The organism is Schlesneria sphaerica (assembly GCF_044336245.1).
Lineage (GTDB): Bacteria > Planctomycetota > Planctomycetia > Planctomycetales > Planctomycetaceae > Schlesneria > Schlesneria sphaerica.
Map to the genome: position 1 here is coordinate 6,239,627 of NZ_CP172346.1, position 16,506 is coordinate 6,256,132.

Genomic DNA, 16,506 nt, shown 5'->3' on the forward strand with positions numbered 1-16,506 from the left:
CAGTATAAATAATTTGCAAGGCGAACGGCTGGCGGCCAGTCCGTTGTAGGACGGTGTCGGATTTGAGCGAGTCCGCTAAGCGGATTTGGTATGCTCATTTCGGATACCGTCCGGCAGCAATTCTGTTTTGTGATATTTCGCGAAACGGGAATGGTACCGTCGGCTGAACTTCGTCAGCACAGAACTTTTACAATTGAGGAGTCAAAGTCATGGCCGAGATCACTGCCCAGGCAGTCAAAGAACTGCGTGATCTGACCAATCTGCCGATGATGGAAGTCAAAAGGGCTCTCACGGAGGCGAATGGTGACCAGCAGCGCGCGATTGAATTGCTGAAAGAAGCAAACAAGAAAGTTTCGATCAAGCGAGCTGAAAATCCCACCAGCGAAGGTGTCATCCGGACCGGTGTGTCCGCAGACGGTACTCGCGCCGCGATGGTCGAAGTGCAGTGTGAGTCTGCACCGGTTGCCAAGGCAGATGACTTCGTCTTCCTGGCAGATCAGTTGCTGAAGCGATTGCTCGAAGGCCCGGGTGCAGCAACTCCAGAAGAACTGCTGGCCCAGACTGCTCCAGACCGGCCTGGCATGACCCTGGCTGCACTCCTCGAAGAAGTCGTTGGCAAGATTCGCGAGAAGATGGTTGTTTCTCGCGTTCTGCTGGTCGAAGGTCCAGCCGGAGCTTACACCCATCACGACGGCAAGACGGGCGTGCTGGTCCGGGCCGGTGGCGAGAATAAGACGGCAGCCGTGCTTCGCGATGTCGCGATGCACGTTGCGGCTCTGAAGCCAGTGGTCACCCACCCTGAAGAGTTGCCAGCCGCTGAAGTGGCCGCTGAGAAGGAACGACTGACTGCTGAAGCGGCTGCTTCAGGCAAGCCAGCCAATATTCTCGAGAAGATCGTGGAAGGACGAATGAAGACCTACTATGCCGAGCAAGGCGTTTTGGGTTATCAGCTGTTCGCCAAAGATGACTCGAAGACTGTGAATCAGGCCCTGGCCGAGCATGGTCTGAAGCCAGTGACCTTCGCTCGCTGGATTCTGGGTAATTGAACCCATTTGCGTTAAAAATCTGTTGATGTGACCGGAGATCTGAATTCGATGCCCGCAGGGACGACACCGAAGTATAAGCGAGTTCTTCTTAAACTGAGCGGCGAAAGCTTCGCTCGTCCCGGCGAATCTGGCATCAGTCTTTCTGAAGTTCAGATTATCTGTGAGCAGATCAAACGAGTGGTCGACAGCGGTGTGCAGCTTGCCATCGTCTGCGGTGGAGGGAATATCCTTCGTGGGAAGGAATTCTCTTCCACGAACTCGATCGTCGTTCCCTCGACGGCTCATTACATGGGCATGCTGGCGACGGCGATCAACGCTCTGGCACTGCAGGACGTCATGGAGCACTACGGGATTCCAACGCGTGTTCAAAGCGCGATCACGATTCCGCCCGTTGCCGAACCATTCATTCGTCGCCGCTGTATCCGCCATCTGGAAAAAGGTCGGGTTGTAATTCTGGCGGCCGGTACGGGTAGCCCCTTCGTCACGACGGACACCGCCGCTGCGCTGCGTGCGAGAGAAATCGATGCCGATGTCGTGGTCAAAGCGACTCGCGTAGATGGCGTGTATTCAGATGATCCTCTGAAAAACCCACACGCCGTGCGCTACTCTGAGATTTCCTATCAGGATGTTCTGCGACAGAATTTGCAGGTGATGGATGCTCAGGCAATTCATCATTGCATGGAGCACAACATTCCGATTGTGGTGCTCAATTACCAGAAACCAGGTAACATCGAGCGAGTAATCGCGGGAGAACGATTAGGGACTCGCGTTGGCGCTCCGGCTCTCTAATCACTATCAAAGGAGCTTGTGACGATGGACCAGGACGAGATACTCCTCGACGCTGAAGAGAGAATGGAAAAGGCAGCCTCGGTGGCACATGACCACTTTCAAGGCTTGCGTACCGGTCGGGCGACTCCGGGATTGGTCGATTCGATTCGTGTGGACTACTACGGTTCACCGACACCGCTGAAACAGATTGCGACGATCAGCGTTCCGGAAGCACAGCAAATCATGATTCGTCCTTTCGATCAGGGCGTAATCAACGATATCGCGAAGGCGATTCAGTCCAGTGACGTAGGGCTTGCACCAAACTCCGACGGCAAAGTCATTCGGTTGAATATTCCCCCGCTGTCGACGGAACGTCGTAAGCAGATGGTGGCGCGGCTGAAGGATCTTGCTGAAGATGCCCGAGTAGCGATTCGAAATATCCGCCGTGATGCCAACAAGCACTCGGACACCGCTCTGAAGAATAAATTGATGAATGAAGACATTCATGAGCAATTGAAAGAGCAGATCCAGGAGTTGACCAAGCAGTACGAAGGCAAAGTCAACACGATGGCGGACGCCAAAGAGAAAGAATTAATGAGCTAGCGTCGCGTTCGGTCTCTTCGAGAAATCGATTCGTACCGATTGCTGAGAATCAAACGAAGAGGAGCGTGGATCCAGGATCTACGCTCCTCTTCGTTTTACCACGGCCGTTTTATATCGGATTGAGCCAGGCTGCGCGTCTGTTACCTGCACCCCTTTGGGCGGCGTCGGGACGGAGTTCGCAGGTGCTTCACGGAGTGATGGTAGAAGGACTGTTCGGCTGGGACTGATCGAGTGAATAGAGCATGGTCTTCAGAACCTTGAAGCCAAGCAGGCCGCACTTCTGGCGACTGGCAGTCAGACGGACTTTGAGCAGGTCCAGCATGTCCTGTGCTTGAAACTCACGAAGTTGATCGAGGGACTTTCCTTCGATTGTTTCGCAAAGGATCGAAGCGGCCGCTTGACTGATGGCGCACCCCTTTCCGTCGAAGAATGCCTCTTTCACATGCTGGGCATCATCAATCACCAGTTCCAGCGTAATCTGGTCGCCACAGATCGGGTTCCGATCGGAATGCGAACAGGTGGGACACGCAGCATGTCCCTTGTGATAAGGGGACTCGAAGTGATCGAGGATGTGGTCATCGTACAGTTCGTCAGACACTTCAAATTCCCTTACGTCAAATTGAATGCGAGCACCCAATTTTAGGGGGATCAAAGTCGGTTTCCAAGCGGTTGAATTCTGCGGGGCGGATCTTTCAACTTTTCCGTCCAGTTGAAAAGGAAGTAAGCAGCACGTTCCAAGGCTGTGAGTACGAGCATGCGGCCATCCGTTACCGTTTGCTACGCCGACTTTGACAGCGCGCGGGCCCTGCCCTTTCCGTGGTTCGGCGGGAAGGACTCTGCCGTGATCCCGCACGAGTCCTTCCTCGCCCAAGTCAATTGGGCGGGGGGCTTTCAGCCGATGAACGCGGCTTTATTCTGCGTGGCAGGCGCGGTCGAGATGGACGTATCCACCATCGACATGGATCAATTGGCCGGTGGTGTGGCTCGAACAGGGAGACAGCAGGAAGGCAACCATGTTCGCGATTTCTGTTGCGGTGGTCATTCGCTGCCCAAACGGGATGCGCGATTCGATTCGCTTTCGCGTCCCTTCCGGATCTTCAACAGTGGCGAGCCAGGTGGCGTACATGGGCGTCCAGCACTCGGCGACAATGACCGCATTGACGCGGATACCATACTTTCCAAGTTCGATCGCCCATTCCCGAGTCAGGGCATTGCGGCCACCGTTGGCTGCGGCATACGCGGACGTTCCCCCCTGCCCTGTCTCAGCGACTTTCGAACCGACGTTCACGATCGCACCCGCGGCCTTCTTCAGTTCGGGGAGCGCGAACCTGGCCATTTCATAGTAATGGACCAGGTTTTTGCGGAGCGATTCAAGGAACCGCTCCCTGTCCCCATTCTCCAGACTCACCCCATCGTTGATTCCGGCATTGTTGACCAGACCTTCAATGCGGCCGAAACGCTCCACCGTAGAAGTCACCGCGCGACGGCAGTCGTCAGTCCGGTTCAGTTCCGCAACGACGGACCAAGCCTGATGGCCAGCCGCTTCGATGGATTGCACCGCTTTGGCGTTGTCGGTTTCGTTGCGTCCGACGATGACCGGGATCGCTCCTTCCGCGGCGAGGACTTCAGCGACACCCAGGCCGATTCCCTTGGCCCCACCGGTTACGAGAATGACTTTATCCTTCAGTTGCAGATCCACGACGACATTCCTCTGGTGCTTGGTATTAGATTCACCGGCCGGGTTCCGACTCTGTTTGCCGATTCCCTTCCCGTGGTCAGGAACAGAATGGGGGGTGAGACGTCTGTTTTCAAGCGGAAGGCGCGCTGGGTGGATAAGCGAATCCGGCATGTCAGTCAATTTCGGGGATTCAGAGAATCTGACCCGTCGCGAGGGGGAGGAAAACCGATCTTGAGCAGGAATTGCCGGTTCTGTACAACCCGCACTCAATTCCGAGTGTCGTATTCTATTGGACATGTAATTCGCGCTCGACCCAGCTTGTTGATCTGGATTCAAAGTTTCGATTGATTCGGCACGGAGGCCTCGCCGATGCGTTTTCTGTTGCTGATTGCTTGCGCTACTCTGTTTGCGGGCAGTACGCCGCTGCAATCTGAAGAGCGTAAGTTTCCTTATGAAGCGATCGTGGATGCAGAGGACGGCGAGAGTGTCTGGAGCGGACCCGGCCCGAAGTTCTATCCAACCGACAAATTGCGGAAGGGTGATCGGGTCATGGTACACCGCCATGATCCGGGCGGTTGGTGCATGATTGCACCCCCTCCGGGAAGTTTCAGTTGGATCCGAGCCGAGTACGTGCAAAAAAGTGGGCCGCAAAGTGGCGTGCTGAAGGCCAACGATGTTGTCGTTCACATTGGCAGCAACGTGAAGCCAGACGAATTCATGACCGTCCAGGCTCATCTCTCCAAGGGCGATGCCGTCGAAATTCTGGGTGAGAAAGAATTTCGCTTCGATGACACCATGCGGCTGATGTACAAGATCAGCCCGGTGAAACGCGAATGGCGGTGGATCGCGCGCAAATCGATTGTGCCTGCGGATGCAATTCGGACAGAGCCCTTCCCTGCGCCCCAATCGCCGCGCAAGAAGCCCTCAGGGCCCGTCGCGAATCTCGCCGAAGATGCGTTCGCCCGGCCCATTTCGACTGGCCCCATCCGTCGTGAAGAGCGAGACTCAGCGGGTTCGACGGATACGGACGGCGTGGAAAACAGTGGCGTTCGAAAGACCGGACCCGATGCAGAGCAACTTGCTGTAGCACGGAAACAACTTGAAGAAATCGACAATCAGTTTCGGGACATGATCCGTCAGGAACCGACTCAATGGAATCTTGATTCTCTCGACGAGCAGTATCGACGCCTCGATGGGGAGACGGGAATGCCCTCCATGACGGCGACGATCGGATCTCGTCTGGATGCCGTCAAACGTTATCGTGAAATCCACAAGAACTATCTTGAGTTCACACGGCTGTCCGAGGAGACCCGACAGCGAGATGCGGAACTGCTTGCTCTGCAGTCCCCCACTGTCCCGCGCCAGATTCCTAATACCGCTCCACCGCAGAACGTTCCTCCGATTCAGCCAATTCCGCAACAACCCCAGGCTCAGCCGCAGCCGCAACCGCAGGTACAGCCGCAACCTCAGCGTCCGGCGCCACCGCAAGGGAATGGTGCTCCTGCCTTCGATGGCGCGGGGATCGTTCAGAAGATGGCCAAAACCTTTCCGGGTGGACCGCAGTATGTTCTGATCGCTCCGGATGGACGCTTTCTCGCATACCTTCAGCCAGCCCCTGGAGTCGACTTGAACAGGCATGTGGGACGTGCGATGGGCATCGTTGGTCCGCGAGCCCACCGTGACGACTGGAACGCCGACACGATTACTGTTCGCAGTTTGCAGCCAGTTCAGTTGAAGGGAACTCGCTGATATTCGGCATGCGTCCCTTCAAGAACAGGGACGACTCAAGAACAGGGACGACGTAGAAGGCTGACCGGAAGTCGAAGTCGTTCATAAAAAAAGCAGCCCTGACTGAGAGTCAGGGCTGCTTGTGCTTTCCGAGTGATCGGCTGATCACGCCGCGGTGGCGGAATCATCGAGCGGACGAAGTCGGGTTTCACCACGAATGACTTCGGGAGTCAACACGTACTTCTTGCCAGCCGCCTGATCAGGAAGGTCGTACATGACTTCGAACATCGAGTCTTCCACGACCGATCGAAGTCCGCGTGCTCCCGTATCTTTTTCCTTTGCGATGCGGGCAATTTCCCGGAGCGCGTCTGAAGTGAACTCGAGCTCGGCGTTCTCCATCTGGAAGAACTTCTGGTATTGCTTGACCAACGAATTCTTGGGTTCGACCAGAATCTTGACGAGGTCTTCTTCTTCGAGTGGCAGAAGAGCGCTGACGACGGGGAGTCGCCCGACAAGCTCAGGAATCATGCCGTATTCGATAATGTCATCGGTACAGGCCTGACTGAGCAGCTTTCCGGAGCGAGTCCGTGCATCTTCGTGGATCGCGGTTCCCGAGGCACCAAAACCGATGGTTCGTTTCCCCATCCGTTTCGCGATGATGTCTTCGAGGCCGACGAATGTCCCCCCACAGATGAAGAGGATGTTCGTGGTATCGATCTGGATGTACTGCTGCTCTGGGTGCTTACGGCCCCCTTGTGGCGGCACGTTGGCGACGGTCCCTTCGAGCATCTTGAGCAGGGCTTGCTGAACCCCTTCACCAGAGACATCGCGAGTGATCGAGACGTTTTGGGACGTCTTGCCGATCTTGTCGATCTCGTCGATGAAGACGATTCCTCGCTGTGCTGATTCAATATCGAAGTCAGCCGCGTGCAGAAGCTTCAGCAACAGGTTTTCGACGTCTTCCCCGACGTAGCCAGCTTCGGTCAGGGTCGTCGCATCGCCGATGGCGAAGGGGACCTGGAGCAGACGGGCAAGCGTTCTTGCCATCAGCGTCTTACCCGAACCGGTGGGGCCGATCAGCAGAATGTTCGACTTTTCGATTTCGATATCGTTGTCCACGTCAGCCGTGGCCATCAGCCGCTTGTAGTGGTTGTGGACCGCTACGGAAAGCAGTTTTTTGGTGCGGTCCTGACCGATGACATACTGATTCAAGTGTTCCGTAATTTCCCGAGGGGTGGGAACGCGGTTGAACAGTTTGGTCGATCCGCCACGGCGACGTTTTTCCTGGTCCAGAATATTCTGGCACAGTTCAATACATTCACCGCAGATGTAAACTTCGTCCGGTCCCTCGACGAGCGGACCGACTTCGCGGTAGCTCTTTCGACAGAACGAACAGTTTGCATTTTTTTTACCGGTCGCACCGCGCTTGCCGGTCGACATAAAATCGCGTCCTGAGGCCATCAGCTATCCTTCAACGCTGCCGATTGAACTTCTTCAGTGAGTGACACAGTGGTGAAAGCTGGCGGCGCGTCCCTGGCCTGGCTTTGCAATTGGGATTTGCATGCTATTGGGCTTCCTTATCCATCATTTCTGAGGGAGCATCCTCTGGCTTTACGATTGCAGTCGATTCCGGCGCGTCCAGAGGGATGTCGAGCTTCGTCTCCAAAAATCCTGGTAATCCAGTTTCGGCGGGAACTGCGCTTGGTTCGTGTCTTGCCTGTAATGCCTGTTTCGCAGTCAGTGCAAGACGGCTCCTGATTAATCGGAACTCATCGTCTGAGAGGCCACCCTCCTGATGCAATTCGCGGAACTGTGTGAGCATTTCCAGTGTCTCATCCGCATTGTCGGCATCATCGCGAAAGTATGACCTGATCCAAACAATCAGCCAGATCGATCCCAACACTACCAGCCCGACGATCGCCCAACTGAGAGGGCTCATCGCCTGCTGATAATTCTGCCATCGGTTCCAATCGATCATGGCCATCCTCACGCCATTGGCCCTGCTAGTACAGGTCCAACTTCTTCTTCGGCCACTTGTCTTCAAGTGCACTCTGAAGCCATCAACTACCGGGAGCCATCAAGTACCGTCCTCATCGTTCTTCGACTGCGAAGCCATTCTGCTTTCAGCCGAGCTTTGATGAAGCAACATCTGTGCCTATTGTCTTAACACCACTGATTCCGGGTTTCCATCCCCATTCCTGGCATAAGCTGCCGTTCGCTGTTGTAGCGATTACACAAAAGCCGCACGTCTCCCCATCAACAGTTGTAGATTTGAAAGGTCTACAGGTCCAGTCTCGCGTCCTGAACGGGATTTCCCGCTGGGACATGGTTCAAAGTTGCGGTCCGGTGGAATAGAATCGTGCAGACGCCCGGTGAACTGGAATTTTGAATCGATTGATTCGTCATCGTCGGCAAAGTTTGTCAGTTAACCGTTTTGAATCGCTTTTTCTGCTGATGCGATGATGTGTGTCAGTGTGGCATCAGTGTGGCAGGAGTCGCCGATGACGGTTTTCTCGTTCTGACAGACAGTCTTTGACTGATAAGGATATCATTGCACGTGTGCCGGGATGGCAGATCGAAGACAGGCTCGACGCGACGTATTCAACGGCCGTGAGAAATATTCATGAACTTTGATCAACGACTTGAACGTGCAATTGAACGCGGGCAGCGCCAGCGAGAAGCCGAGAGCCGCGAGCAGGCCCTGCGGGCAATGACAGAAGAGGAATGTCGCAATATCCACTCCAAGTCACGCCTGGAACTCTCTGAACATGTCGAAGCGGGGCTGCGTAAGCTAGCAGACTATTTTCCCGGCTTTGACTACGAGCCTTTGATGTCCGCCGACGGCTGGGGCGCTCGCATCCGTCGTGATGATCTGGCGCCAGGACCTGCCGGTACCAAAGGTCTCGTCCACTTCTACAGTCATATCGAAATGCTGGTCCGCCCCTATTCGCCGACTCGCATTCTCGAACTGGTGGCACGCGGGGCAATCCGGAATAAGGAAGTTCTGAGCCGCTCGCACTTTCAGCAACTCACTCAGGTCGACGTCGAAGGGTTTTGCGACGTCGTCGATCAGTGGATTCTGGAGTTCGCGGAAAAGTTCTCTGCGCGCGCTTGAATCCGTCGTCGCTTTCTTCTGCCATGCCTTGAATGGCTGTTCTCCAGATGGCATCGGCCGGGCCTGCCGCGCGGACCATCGGTTCCGTTCACACGTTCGAGGCGATTTTCACACTTACCCGTTCTTTCAGTGTCATCGAAAGGTTTCGACGAATGAGTCGTCATGAAGATTTGCAGCGTGTCTTGAAGAGTGGCATCGTGGCGATTATTCGCGCCCAGTCCGGCGAGCAACTTGTCAGTGTTGCAAAGGCCCTTTACGAAGGGGGAATCGACGTGATTGAGGTGACGTTCACCACCCCCGGCGTGGTTGACGTGATTTCTGCCGTTCGTAAAGAACTGGGCAACAAGATCCTGCTCGGAGCCGGAACGGTTCTCGATCCTGAAACGGCACGTGTCGCGATTCTGGCGGGGGCTGAGTTTCTGGTTTCGCCCTGCGTGAATGTGGAGATCATCAAGCTGGGGATGCGTTATGACAAACTTGTCATGCCGGGGGCCTATACGCCGACCGAAATCATGACGGCATGGGAAGCGGGTGCCGACATTGTCAAGCTGTTCCCTGCCGATATCGGTGGCGCTCCCTACCTGAAAGCGCTGAAGGGGCCGCTGCCCCAGGTTCGCCTCATGCCGACCGGGGGCGTGAACCGCGAGACACTGCGTGACTTCGTCAAGGCGGGCGCGTGTGCAGTCGGACTTGGCAGCCAGCTTGTCGAAAAGGATGCACTTGAACGTGGCGACTTCGCCCGGATCAGGCAATTGGCGAGCGAGTATGTGCAGTTGCTGCAACAGGCGCGCCAATAAATTCGTCCGGAATAAGGTCCTGAACGATCAATCCGGGACGTGGCTCTTTGGCATCATCAATGATGCCGAAACTCACCAAATGATAGCAAAATAGGGGGATTAAACGGGTCTGTAACGACTCACTTGCGCTCGATAGTTTGCGGAATTTGCGGTCTGTATACGATCACGCCCGATGTTTGAGAGCGAATCTGGATTTTCCAGAAATTGATTAAAGCGTCCGGTTAACCTGCGGCCTATCATGATTGTCGGATCTCAGCAATTTGCCATTTCTTCCGTTGGTGAGCTCCGCGGGGGAGATGGCTTAAACCAGTCATGGGGGAGGCAATTATGAAAAGAGCGATGGTCAGTGCTTTTTGGGCGCTGGTAATCGCGGTCGGCGCGTCACCGGGAACTGTTTCGGCAGGGTGGTACTGCGGAGCCGCGAGTTACCGGTGCTGTCCGGTGAATGCATGTCAGCAGAATTGCTGCTACACCACTCAGCGCGTCGAGCGGCAGATGTGTCAGCGCACGGTTTATGAGACGATTCAGGAACCGCAAACGTACACCGTCAGCAGAACAGTGTATGAAACCGTTTTCGATGATGTGCAGGAAACACATCACCGGATCGTGAACGAAGTTGCCTATCGCGAACAGCAGTATCAGGTCGCCCGTCAGGTCTACGAGACTGCCGATCGTGAAGAACGTTACACCGTGATGCGTCCCGTCACCGAAACGCTCTACCGCGATCAGACGTACACAACTCAGCGACAAGTGTTTGAAGACACAACGCGGGAAGTCCGACGCTGCGTTCAGCGACCCGTCACCGAAACGCTTGAGCGTGAATGTCGTCAGACAGTCATGCGACAGCAGACAGAAGTGATCAATCAGGAACGATGCTACACCGTCATGAGTCCCGTTACGACATACCGTACGGAACGACAGGACTGTGGTCAGTGGGTTCCGCAGCAGGTCTATCATCCGGGCCCCTGCTGTCCGAAGCTCGTCTGTGGCCCTTGCGGTCCGCAACTGTGCATGACACGCATGCCAGGTTTCTATACCTGCAAGCGAGTCTGGTGCCCGAACATCGTTGAACGCCAGGTTCCCTGCACGACCTACCAGCCACAAGTTGTTCGTCAGGTCTGTCCCGTGACGGTTTGCCGCATGGTTCCCGAGACGATTGTCACACGGGTGCCTTACACGGTCTGCCGCATGGTTTCGGAAGAAGTCGTTGAGAAGATTCCTGTTAAGGTCTGCCGTACAGTCTGCGAAACTCAGGTACGAAAAGTTCCTTACCAGGTTTGCCGAATGGTTGCCGAAGAATGCGTTCGTAAGGTTCCCCATCAGACCTGTCGTACGGTCATGGAAACACGGACCTGTCGCGTTCCTTACACCGTCTGCCGCCAGGAGCCCATCACCGTGACCAAGCGAGTTGCTCGCTGTGTTCCTCGGGAAGTCCAGCAGACCTGCACCCGCATGGTGACCAAGTGTGTTCCACGTGTCGAGAACTACGAAGTCTGCAAGCTGGTTCCAGAAACCGTCTGCCCGGTGACTTGCAACTCCTGCAGCACGGGTGGCTGTGCCACTGGTAACTGCGGCAGCGGCGGATGTGCCTCGGGCAACTGCGGTACTGTTCCGGAATCATCGGTCAACTTGAAGCCGATTCCTGCTGAGACGATTCCCACTTCGAACGGGCCGATTTCCACCGCCCCGTTCTCTCGACGTCGTCTGGCGATCTGATTGAAGTTGGCTGGTTCCTGTCGAGATTCTGCTTCGACTTGAGATTCACCAACTAAGATGGGGCACAAACCTTCGGGTCTGTGCCCCTTTTTTTGTGGCTGCGGCCTGAGCCGATGTCGAGAGCGGAATCCGGGGCTCGACGTGAACCCGTGAGGGGTGACGGATCGCCCATCCGGTTGCCTTGAGTTTCAATTTCGATCTCCTGGCAGTTGTCGCAAATCGATTGGCGTCTCGCCGGTCGCGTCCCCCTCTTTTCGGAGTGTTGCTGTTCCGAAAGTGGCTTGCATCGTAGGCTTCTCGCATTCCTATTCGCCTGAGGATTATCGCATGACGCAAGTAACGGAAGTTGACCATCCCCTGGTGAGACATCACCTCACAAGATTACGTGCTCGCGAAACAACGCCCCACGAGTTTCGCCGTCTGCTGCGTCAGTTGTCTTCGCTTCTGGCCTATGAGGCGACCGCGGATCTGACCGCACATCCGGTTTCGATTCAGACTCCCTTGACGTCGATGATGGGAACGCAAGTGACTGCCAAAGTGGCCCTCGTCCCGATCCTGCGTGCAGGCCTGGGAATGGTGGATCCCATCCTCGATCTTGTTCCTCACGCAGAAGTCTGGCATCTGGGCGTCTATCGCGACGAAGCGACGGCGAAACCGGTAGAGTACTACAACAAGTTGCCACAAACGCAGCCGCCGGACGTCGTCTTTCTGCTGGACCCCATGCTGGCGACGGGGGGATCTGCCTGCATGGCCATCGCCGCAATTCAGAGATGGGGCGTCCGCTCAATCAAACTCCTGTCCGTCATTGCATCACGTGACGGAGTGAAAGCGGTGACCGACCAGTTCCCCGCCACACAAATTTTTGTCGGACAGATCGATCCCGAGCTCAATCACCACAAGTACATTGTGCCGGGGCTGGGTGATGCTGGGGATCGAACCTTCAATACCCTCCCATCTCCTGGCTGACGAGGTCGATGAGACCGGTGAAGCGTGGCCATGGGCAATTTCCGCAGGCCGCCGACCTGATCGAGATTTCCTGGCGGCATTCCGTCGCACCCAGCGTAATCCGGTCTTGGAGAAACTGGCCGATCTTGATTGAATCGCGACAATCAGTCCTGAAGCGAGCGCGCCGCATCAATCCAATTTGCGATTGTTGATCTGAGGGGCTGCGCGGAACTCGGGTTGAACTTCTGTGGACTGGTTTACCGATATTCGCTGGAAGACAGAGTATCGCTTTTTGTTCGTACGGCAGAATCGACCGATTGTCGGTCCACTTTCTGTCACAATGCGGAATGCGGGAAAAGTGAAGAGGCTGCGGAATGGAACCGGCTCGTATCGAGTCATTGCTGGAAACCGGCTGGCACTTGATCGGTCAGTTGAACCAATGGCTTTCCGCGTCACCGCAGGAGATGGAAGACCGGGAACGGCTGTATGAAATCATTCGTCGCCTGCAGCTTTTCTGGAGTAAAGCCGACGACCTGAACCTGCGCCGCATGGCTCGAAACAGCCTGGTGCTCGAGTTGTTCCTCGAACGCTTCTGTGCCGATTCGTTGCAATTGACGGAACAGCACAAAGCCGACCTCGCAAGCGGCATCAGCAGCCTCAAATACCTCTTGCACGAGTTCGACGCGGCGCAGTTCGAGCCCGAGTACCCTGATCTGGAGTTGCTGCAGCGGCTGGAATGTCAGACCCTGCAGGCGACGTGGGCCGTAGCCGTCAAAACACGCACGATCGAAGTTTCGGCGGCCCCGATCGAGGTGCTTCCCTCCAGCCAGGACTATGATCTGCCGGTTGCTGGTCGGCTGACAAAAGCACCCGACCATGTCCGTCTGTACGACACTGTTCTGGAACCTGCGACTGACGAGGAAGCCCTTGTCAGGGCGAAGGCGGCTCGCGGTAACCAGTCCGCTGCTCCCCAGGCGAGGCATCTGCCTGCTCCTCCCGTCCCGTTCCGGCTTTCGCTGCAGAATGAACTCGCAGGTCCATCGCTCCTTCCGATCTCGGAAGAATCAAGGTCTGTAATCGGTCCCTCGCGAAGCTTGCCGACGCTCCCCACAAGAAAGATTCTGCTGGTCGAAGCGTCGCTCTTCTACCGTCATCTGTTTGGCGATGTGCTGCGATCGGCGGGATACGAACCTGTGTTGATTGAGGGGCTTGAGGGGCAACTCGATTCCATCGAGTCGGATCCCGAAGCCCGGTTCTGCGCGATCATGCTCGGCTTGCCAGCGACGGTCGAGGCGACCCAGTCTGTTCAGCGGATCCGCCAGAAATTGGGCGTTCACCTGATTGGCCTGTTGTCGACAGAAGACCATCAACTCTGGAAGGTCGAGATCGATGCGTGCATTTTGAAATCGCACCCGCGTAATCTGCTCGACCTGTTGGAACGTCTGCACCGTCCTGCCCCTGATCAGGTTCTTTTGACCGCGTGAGGCGCATCGGGACGCTGAGGGAAAACGGCGAGGATTCGCCGAAGTGCTGGAACCGCGACAGCCGCGCAGCTACACTTCGCACCGAAAAGCGCTCCCCACTGGGGAGATTCACGTCGCCGACCCAATCCTACTCGACGAGTCGAATTCGCCATGAAAGCCATCGCCGTATTACCTGGTAAGCCGAATAGCGTTCATCTGCGAGATGTCCCCGCACCGAAGCTGCTCGATCAGCCCCACCCGCATGTCTGCAAGATTCCCGAAGGGCGTGCGGTGCTCGTCAAGACGTTGCAGGTCGGCGTGGACGCAACCGACCGCGAAATCAACGAAGCACTGTACGGTAACGCTCCTCCGGGAGGCGAACACCTTGTCATCGGCCATGAAAGCTTTGGGCAGGTGATGGAAGTCGGTCATAAAGTGACTGAGCTGAAGGTGGGTGACTACGTTTCGTGTACCGTTCGGCGGCCAGGCGGGTCACTCTACGACGTCATCGGCCGAAACGACATCACGAGTGAAGAGACCTACTACGAGCGCGGCATAAACCTCTGTCATGGATACATGGCCGAATCGTTCGTGGACGACGCGGAGTACATGGTCAAAGTCCCCGTCAATTTGAAACACCTGGGTGTGTTGTCGGAACCTGCCAGCGTTTGTGCCAAAGCGATCGAACAGGCTTTTCTCGCTCAACAGCGACTGCAGATCTGGAATCCGAAACGTGCCTTCGTATTGGGGGCGGGCCAGATCGGCCTTCTCGCAACCATGATGCTGAAGCTGCGCGGGATGGATGTCTACACCCTTGCTACGCGTCCGGGACCCCATCGGAAACAGGAAATTGCCGAGGCCTATGGTGCGAAGTATGTTAGCACCCGGCAGACACCGATGCACGATCTTGTCAAACAGGTGGGCAAGCCAGACCTGATTTTCGAGGCGACGGGAAATGCCGAGGTTGCTTTCCGTGCTATGGAAGTGGTCGCCCACAACGGAGCCGTCGTCTGGACGAGCATTACGGGTGGCAAACACGACGTTTCGATTGATGCGGCAAAAATTAACCTGGAATGGGTGCTGGGCAACAAGCTACTCGTTTCCAGCGTCAACGGAAACCGGCATCACTTTGAGTCAGGGATTGCGAGTCTTGCACTCGGCGAAATGACATATCCCGGCGTAACAGAACGCATCCTCACGCATCCGGTGAACGGACTGGATAACTATGCAGAAATGATGCGGCTGCTGGTCGAAGACAAAGAGGCCCTCAAAGTCTTCGTGAACGTGGCCTGATCTCTGCCGCCTGACAACACGTGGTCTGCCATGGTTGAAATGTACCAACAGTAATGAGAGTCTTTTTGCCGAATTAAGGCAAGGAGATTGCAGATGCCGAAAGGTGTTGGAAAACGTCACAGCGCGGCTCAGATCGTGGAGAAGCTGCGTGATTGTGATGCGATGCTAAAGTCAGGTAAGTCGGTTTCGGCGGTGGTTCAACACCTCGGGATCAGCGAGCAGACTTACTACCGTTGGCGGAGCAAGTACGGCGGTATGAGTTCAGACGAAGCGAAGCGTCTGAAGGAACTGGAAACAGAGAACGCGCGACTGAAGAAGCTTCTGGCTGAAGCGGAGCTGGACAAGGCGATGCTGAAAGAGATCGCCTCGGGAAACTGGTGAGCCCTTCCCGCAAGCGTGAAGCTGTGGACCATCTGGAGAGCTCGTTTTCGGTCAGTGAACGTCGCGCGTGCCGTGTGTTGAGCCAGCCGCGCAGTAGTCACCGTTATGAACGGCAACCCTCTTGTGACGAAGGGCGGCTGTTATCCCGGATTCACGAGTTGGTTCTTCAGCACCCGCGTTTCGGGTATCGCCGGATCACGGTTCTGTTGCAGCGGGTAGGGTTTGAAGCCGGGTTTGATCGTGTGTATCGGCTGTGGCGTCGCGAAGGTCTCAAGGTGCAGAAAAAAGCGACGAAAGAAGCGACGTCTCGGTGCCAGTGTCAATCGCTGCAATCGCGTTCGTGTGGAGCGGAAGAACCATGTCTGGGCGTGGGATTTCATCTTCGATCGAACGTCGAACGGGACCAGCCTGAAGTGGTTGAGCGTGGTCGATGAATTCACTCGCGAATGTTTGTGTTTGAAGGTGGCTCGCCGGATGACAAGCGAGGACATCATCGAGGTGTTGCGCGGCCTGTTTGTGGCTCACGGTGTACCGGCACATATCCGGAGTGACAACGGACCGGAGTTTATTGCCAAAGCGTTGCGGAATTGGCTGGAGCGGTCATCGGTGGGGCCGCTGTACATCGAGCCTGGTTCACCGTGGGAGAATGGCTACGCGGAGAGTTTTCATTCGAAGGTGCGGGATGAGTTTCTGTCCTGCGAAGTGTTTGAATCACTGCGTTCAGCGACGAGCCTGGGCCTGTCGTGGCGACGTCAGTACAACGAAGTGCGACCTCACAGTTCGCTTGGGTATCAGACCCCGGCGGAGTTCGCGCGAACGTGTAGTCCTTCCGCTACGGCTCCGGCGAAGACGCCTGCGCCGCCGCTCCAGGCCCACACGTTCAGCCCCCTACAGACCTGACTCTTATTATAACTGGTACGGAAATCACCGGCAGGCCAGCATGACCGCACGAATCACGCATGAGATACACCTC

Annotated in this window: 15 protein-coding genes and 1 pseudogene; 12 read left to right on the forward strand and 4 right to left on the reverse strand. The window is 55.9% G+C overall.

The annotated features are described in order from the left end of the window. The first annotated feature begins 209 nt into the window (after positions 1 to 209). The 3 genes from tsf to frr are packed head-to-tail and all read left to right on the forward strand — an operon-like array spanning position 210 to position 2,417. The gene (tsf, locus tag ACGY09_RS22445) at positions 210 to 1,046 is read left to right on the forward strand and encodes a translation elongation factor Ts (protein WP_397569512.1); all 837 of its coding nucleotides are present in this window, start codon (positions 210 to 212) and stop codon (positions 1,044 to 1,046) included. A 48-nt stretch (positions 1,047 to 1,094) separates the two neighbouring features. Next, positions 1,095 to 1,835, forward strand: a complete 741-nt coding sequence (pyrH, locus tag ACGY09_RS22450) for a UMP kinase (RefSeq protein ID WP_373653808.1) — start codon at positions 1,095 to 1,097, stop codon at positions 1,833 to 1,835. 24 nt (positions 1,836 to 1,859) lie between these two features. Continuing rightward, the gene (gene frr, locus ACGY09_RS22455) at positions 1,860 to 2,417 is read left to right on the forward strand and encodes a ribosome recycling factor (protein ID WP_397569513.1); all 558 of its coding nucleotides are present in this window, start codon (positions 1,860 to 1,862) and stop codon (positions 2,415 to 2,417) included. 187 nt (positions 2,418 to 2,604) lie between these two features. Here frr and ACGY09_RS22460 read toward each other — a convergent pair whose 3' ends face one another. After that, positions 2,605 to 3,015 (reverse strand): iron-sulfur cluster assembly scaffold protein, encoded by a 411-nt coding sequence (locus tag ACGY09_RS22460; RefSeq protein ID WP_397569514.1) that lies wholly within the window; start codon positions 3,013 to 3,015, stop codon positions 2,605 to 2,607. Between the two features lie 312 nt (positions 3,016 to 3,327). Continuing rightward, on the reverse strand, positions 3,328 to 4,116 hold the full coding sequence (locus tag ACGY09_RS22465; protein ID WP_397569515.1) for an SDR family oxidoreductase: 789 nt from the start codon (positions 4,114 to 4,116) through the stop codon (positions 3,328 to 3,330). A 348-nt stretch (positions 4,117 to 4,464) separates the two neighbouring features. Here ACGY09_RS22465 and ACGY09_RS22470 point away from each other — a divergent pair, with 348 nt between their 5' ends. After that, positions 4,465 to 5,844, forward strand: coding sequence for a hypothetical protein (locus ACGY09_RS22470; RefSeq protein ID WP_397569516.1), 1,380 nt, complete (start codon positions 4,465 to 4,467; stop codon positions 5,842 to 5,844). A gap of 144 nt (positions 5,845 to 5,988) precedes the next feature. On the opposite strand, the gene clpX is transcribed toward ACGY09_RS22470, so the two are convergent. Together clpX and ACGY09_RS22480 are read right to left on the reverse strand one after the other, a co-directional pair. Then, positions 5,989 to 7,284, reverse strand: coding sequence for an ATP-dependent Clp protease ATP-binding subunit ClpX (clpX, locus tag ACGY09_RS22475; protein WP_373652739.1), 1,296 nt, complete (start codon positions 7,282 to 7,284; stop codon positions 5,989 to 5,991). 103 nt (positions 7,285 to 7,387) lie between these two features. Continuing rightward, complete coding sequence (locus tag ACGY09_RS22480) at positions 7,388 to 7,801, reverse strand: hypothetical protein (RefSeq protein WP_373652738.1); 414 nt, start codon at positions 7,799 to 7,801, stop codon at positions 7,388 to 7,390. A 173-nt stretch (positions 7,802 to 7,974) separates the two neighbouring features. Between ACGY09_RS22480 and ACGY09_RS22485 the strand changes: the two genes are divergently transcribed. The 8 genes and pseudogenes from ACGY09_RS22485 to ACGY09_RS22520 all read left to right on the forward strand — a co-directional run bounded on the left by ACGY09_RS22485 (position 7,975) and on the right by ACGY09_RS22520 (position 16,433). Then, positions 7,975 to 8,178 (forward strand): hypothetical protein, encoded by a 204-nt coding sequence (locus tag ACGY09_RS22485; protein WP_397569517.1) that lies wholly within the window; start codon positions 7,975 to 7,977, stop codon positions 8,176 to 8,178. A gap of 268 nt (positions 8,179 to 8,446) precedes the next feature. After that, entirely contained in the window at positions 8,447 to 8,938 is a 492-nt protein-coding gene (locus ACGY09_RS22490; protein ID WP_397569518.1) for a hypothetical protein, read from the forward strand. Between the two features lie 152 nt (positions 8,939 to 9,090). Then, positions 9,091 to 9,735: a bifunctional 4-hydroxy-2-oxoglutarate aldolase/2-dehydro-3-deoxy-phosphogluconate aldolase gene (locus ACGY09_RS22495; RefSeq protein WP_397569519.1), complete on the forward strand. Its 645-nt coding sequence runs from the start codon at positions 9,091 to 9,093 to the stop codon at positions 9,733 to 9,735. 339 nt (positions 9,736 to 10,074) lie between these two features. Then, entirely contained in the window at positions 10,075 to 11,451 is a 1,377-nt protein-coding gene (locus ACGY09_RS22500; RefSeq protein ID WP_397569520.1) for a hypothetical protein, read from the forward strand. A gap of 327 nt (positions 11,452 to 11,778) precedes the next feature. Beyond that, positions 11,779 to 12,417: a uracil phosphoribosyltransferase gene (upp, locus tag ACGY09_RS22505; RefSeq protein WP_397569521.1), complete on the forward strand. Its 639-nt coding sequence runs from the start codon at positions 11,779 to 11,781 to the stop codon at positions 12,415 to 12,417. Positions 12,418 to 12,770: 353 nt separating this feature from the next. Then, positions 12,771 to 13,880, forward strand: coding sequence for a hypothetical protein (locus ACGY09_RS22510; RefSeq protein WP_397569522.1), 1,110 nt, complete (start codon positions 12,771 to 12,773; stop codon positions 13,878 to 13,880). Positions 13,881 to 14,030: 150 nt separating this feature from the next. After that, on the forward strand, positions 14,031 to 15,152 hold the full coding sequence (locus ACGY09_RS22515; RefSeq protein WP_397569523.1) for a glucose 1-dehydrogenase: 1,122 nt from the start codon (positions 14,031 to 14,033) through the stop codon (positions 15,150 to 15,152). A gap of 93 nt (positions 15,153 to 15,245) precedes the next feature. After that, positions 15,246 to 16,433: pseudogene (locus ACGY09_RS22520) on the forward strand (IS3 family transposase). The last annotated feature ends 73 nt before the right edge of the window (positions 16,434 to 16,506 follow it).

Excerpts from the sequence above, each read along its gene's own strand:
- tsf (WP_397569512.1), top strand. The coding sequence starts at position 210 with ATGGCCGAGATCACTGCCCAGGCAGTCAAAGAACTGCGTGATCTGACC.
- pyrH (WP_373653808.1), top strand. The coding sequence starts at position 1,095 with ATGCCCGCAGGGACGACACCGAAGTATAAGCGAGTTCTTCTTAAACTG.
- frr (WP_397569513.1), top strand. The coding sequence starts at position 1,860 with ATGGACCAGGACGAGATACTCCTCGACGCTGAAGAGAGAATGGAAAAG.
- ACGY09_RS22470 (WP_397569516.1), top strand. The coding sequence starts at position 4,465 with ATGCGTTTTCTGTTGCTGATTGCTTGCGCTACTCTGTTTGCGGGCAGT.
- clpX (WP_373652739.1), bottom strand. The coding sequence starts at position 7,284 with ATGGCCTCAGGACGCGATTTTATGTCGACCGGCAAGCGCGGTGCGACC.
- ACGY09_RS22480 (WP_373652738.1), bottom strand. The coding sequence starts at position 7,801 with ATGATCGATTGGAACCGATGGCAGAATTATCAGCAGGCGATGAGCCCT.
- ACGY09_RS22490 (WP_397569518.1), top strand. The coding sequence starts at position 8,447 with ATGAACTTTGATCAACGACTTGAACGTGCAATTGAACGCGGGCAGCGC.
- ACGY09_RS22495 (WP_397569519.1), top strand. The coding sequence starts at position 9,091 with ATGAGTCGTCATGAAGATTTGCAGCGTGTCTTGAAGAGTGGCATCGTG.
- ACGY09_RS22500 (WP_397569520.1), top strand. The coding sequence starts at position 10,075 with ATGGTCAGTGCTTTTTGGGCGCTGGTAATCGCGGTCGGCGCGTCACCG.
- upp (WP_397569521.1), top strand. The coding sequence starts at position 11,779 with ATGACGCAAGTAACGGAAGTTGACCATCCCCTGGTGAGACATCACCTC.
- ACGY09_RS22510 (WP_397569522.1), top strand. The coding sequence starts at position 12,771 with ATGGAACCGGCTCGTATCGAGTCATTGCTGGAAACCGGCTGGCACTTG.
- ACGY09_RS22515 (WP_397569523.1), top strand. The coding sequence starts at position 14,031 with ATGAAAGCCATCGCCGTATTACCTGGTAAGCCGAATAGCGTTCATCTG.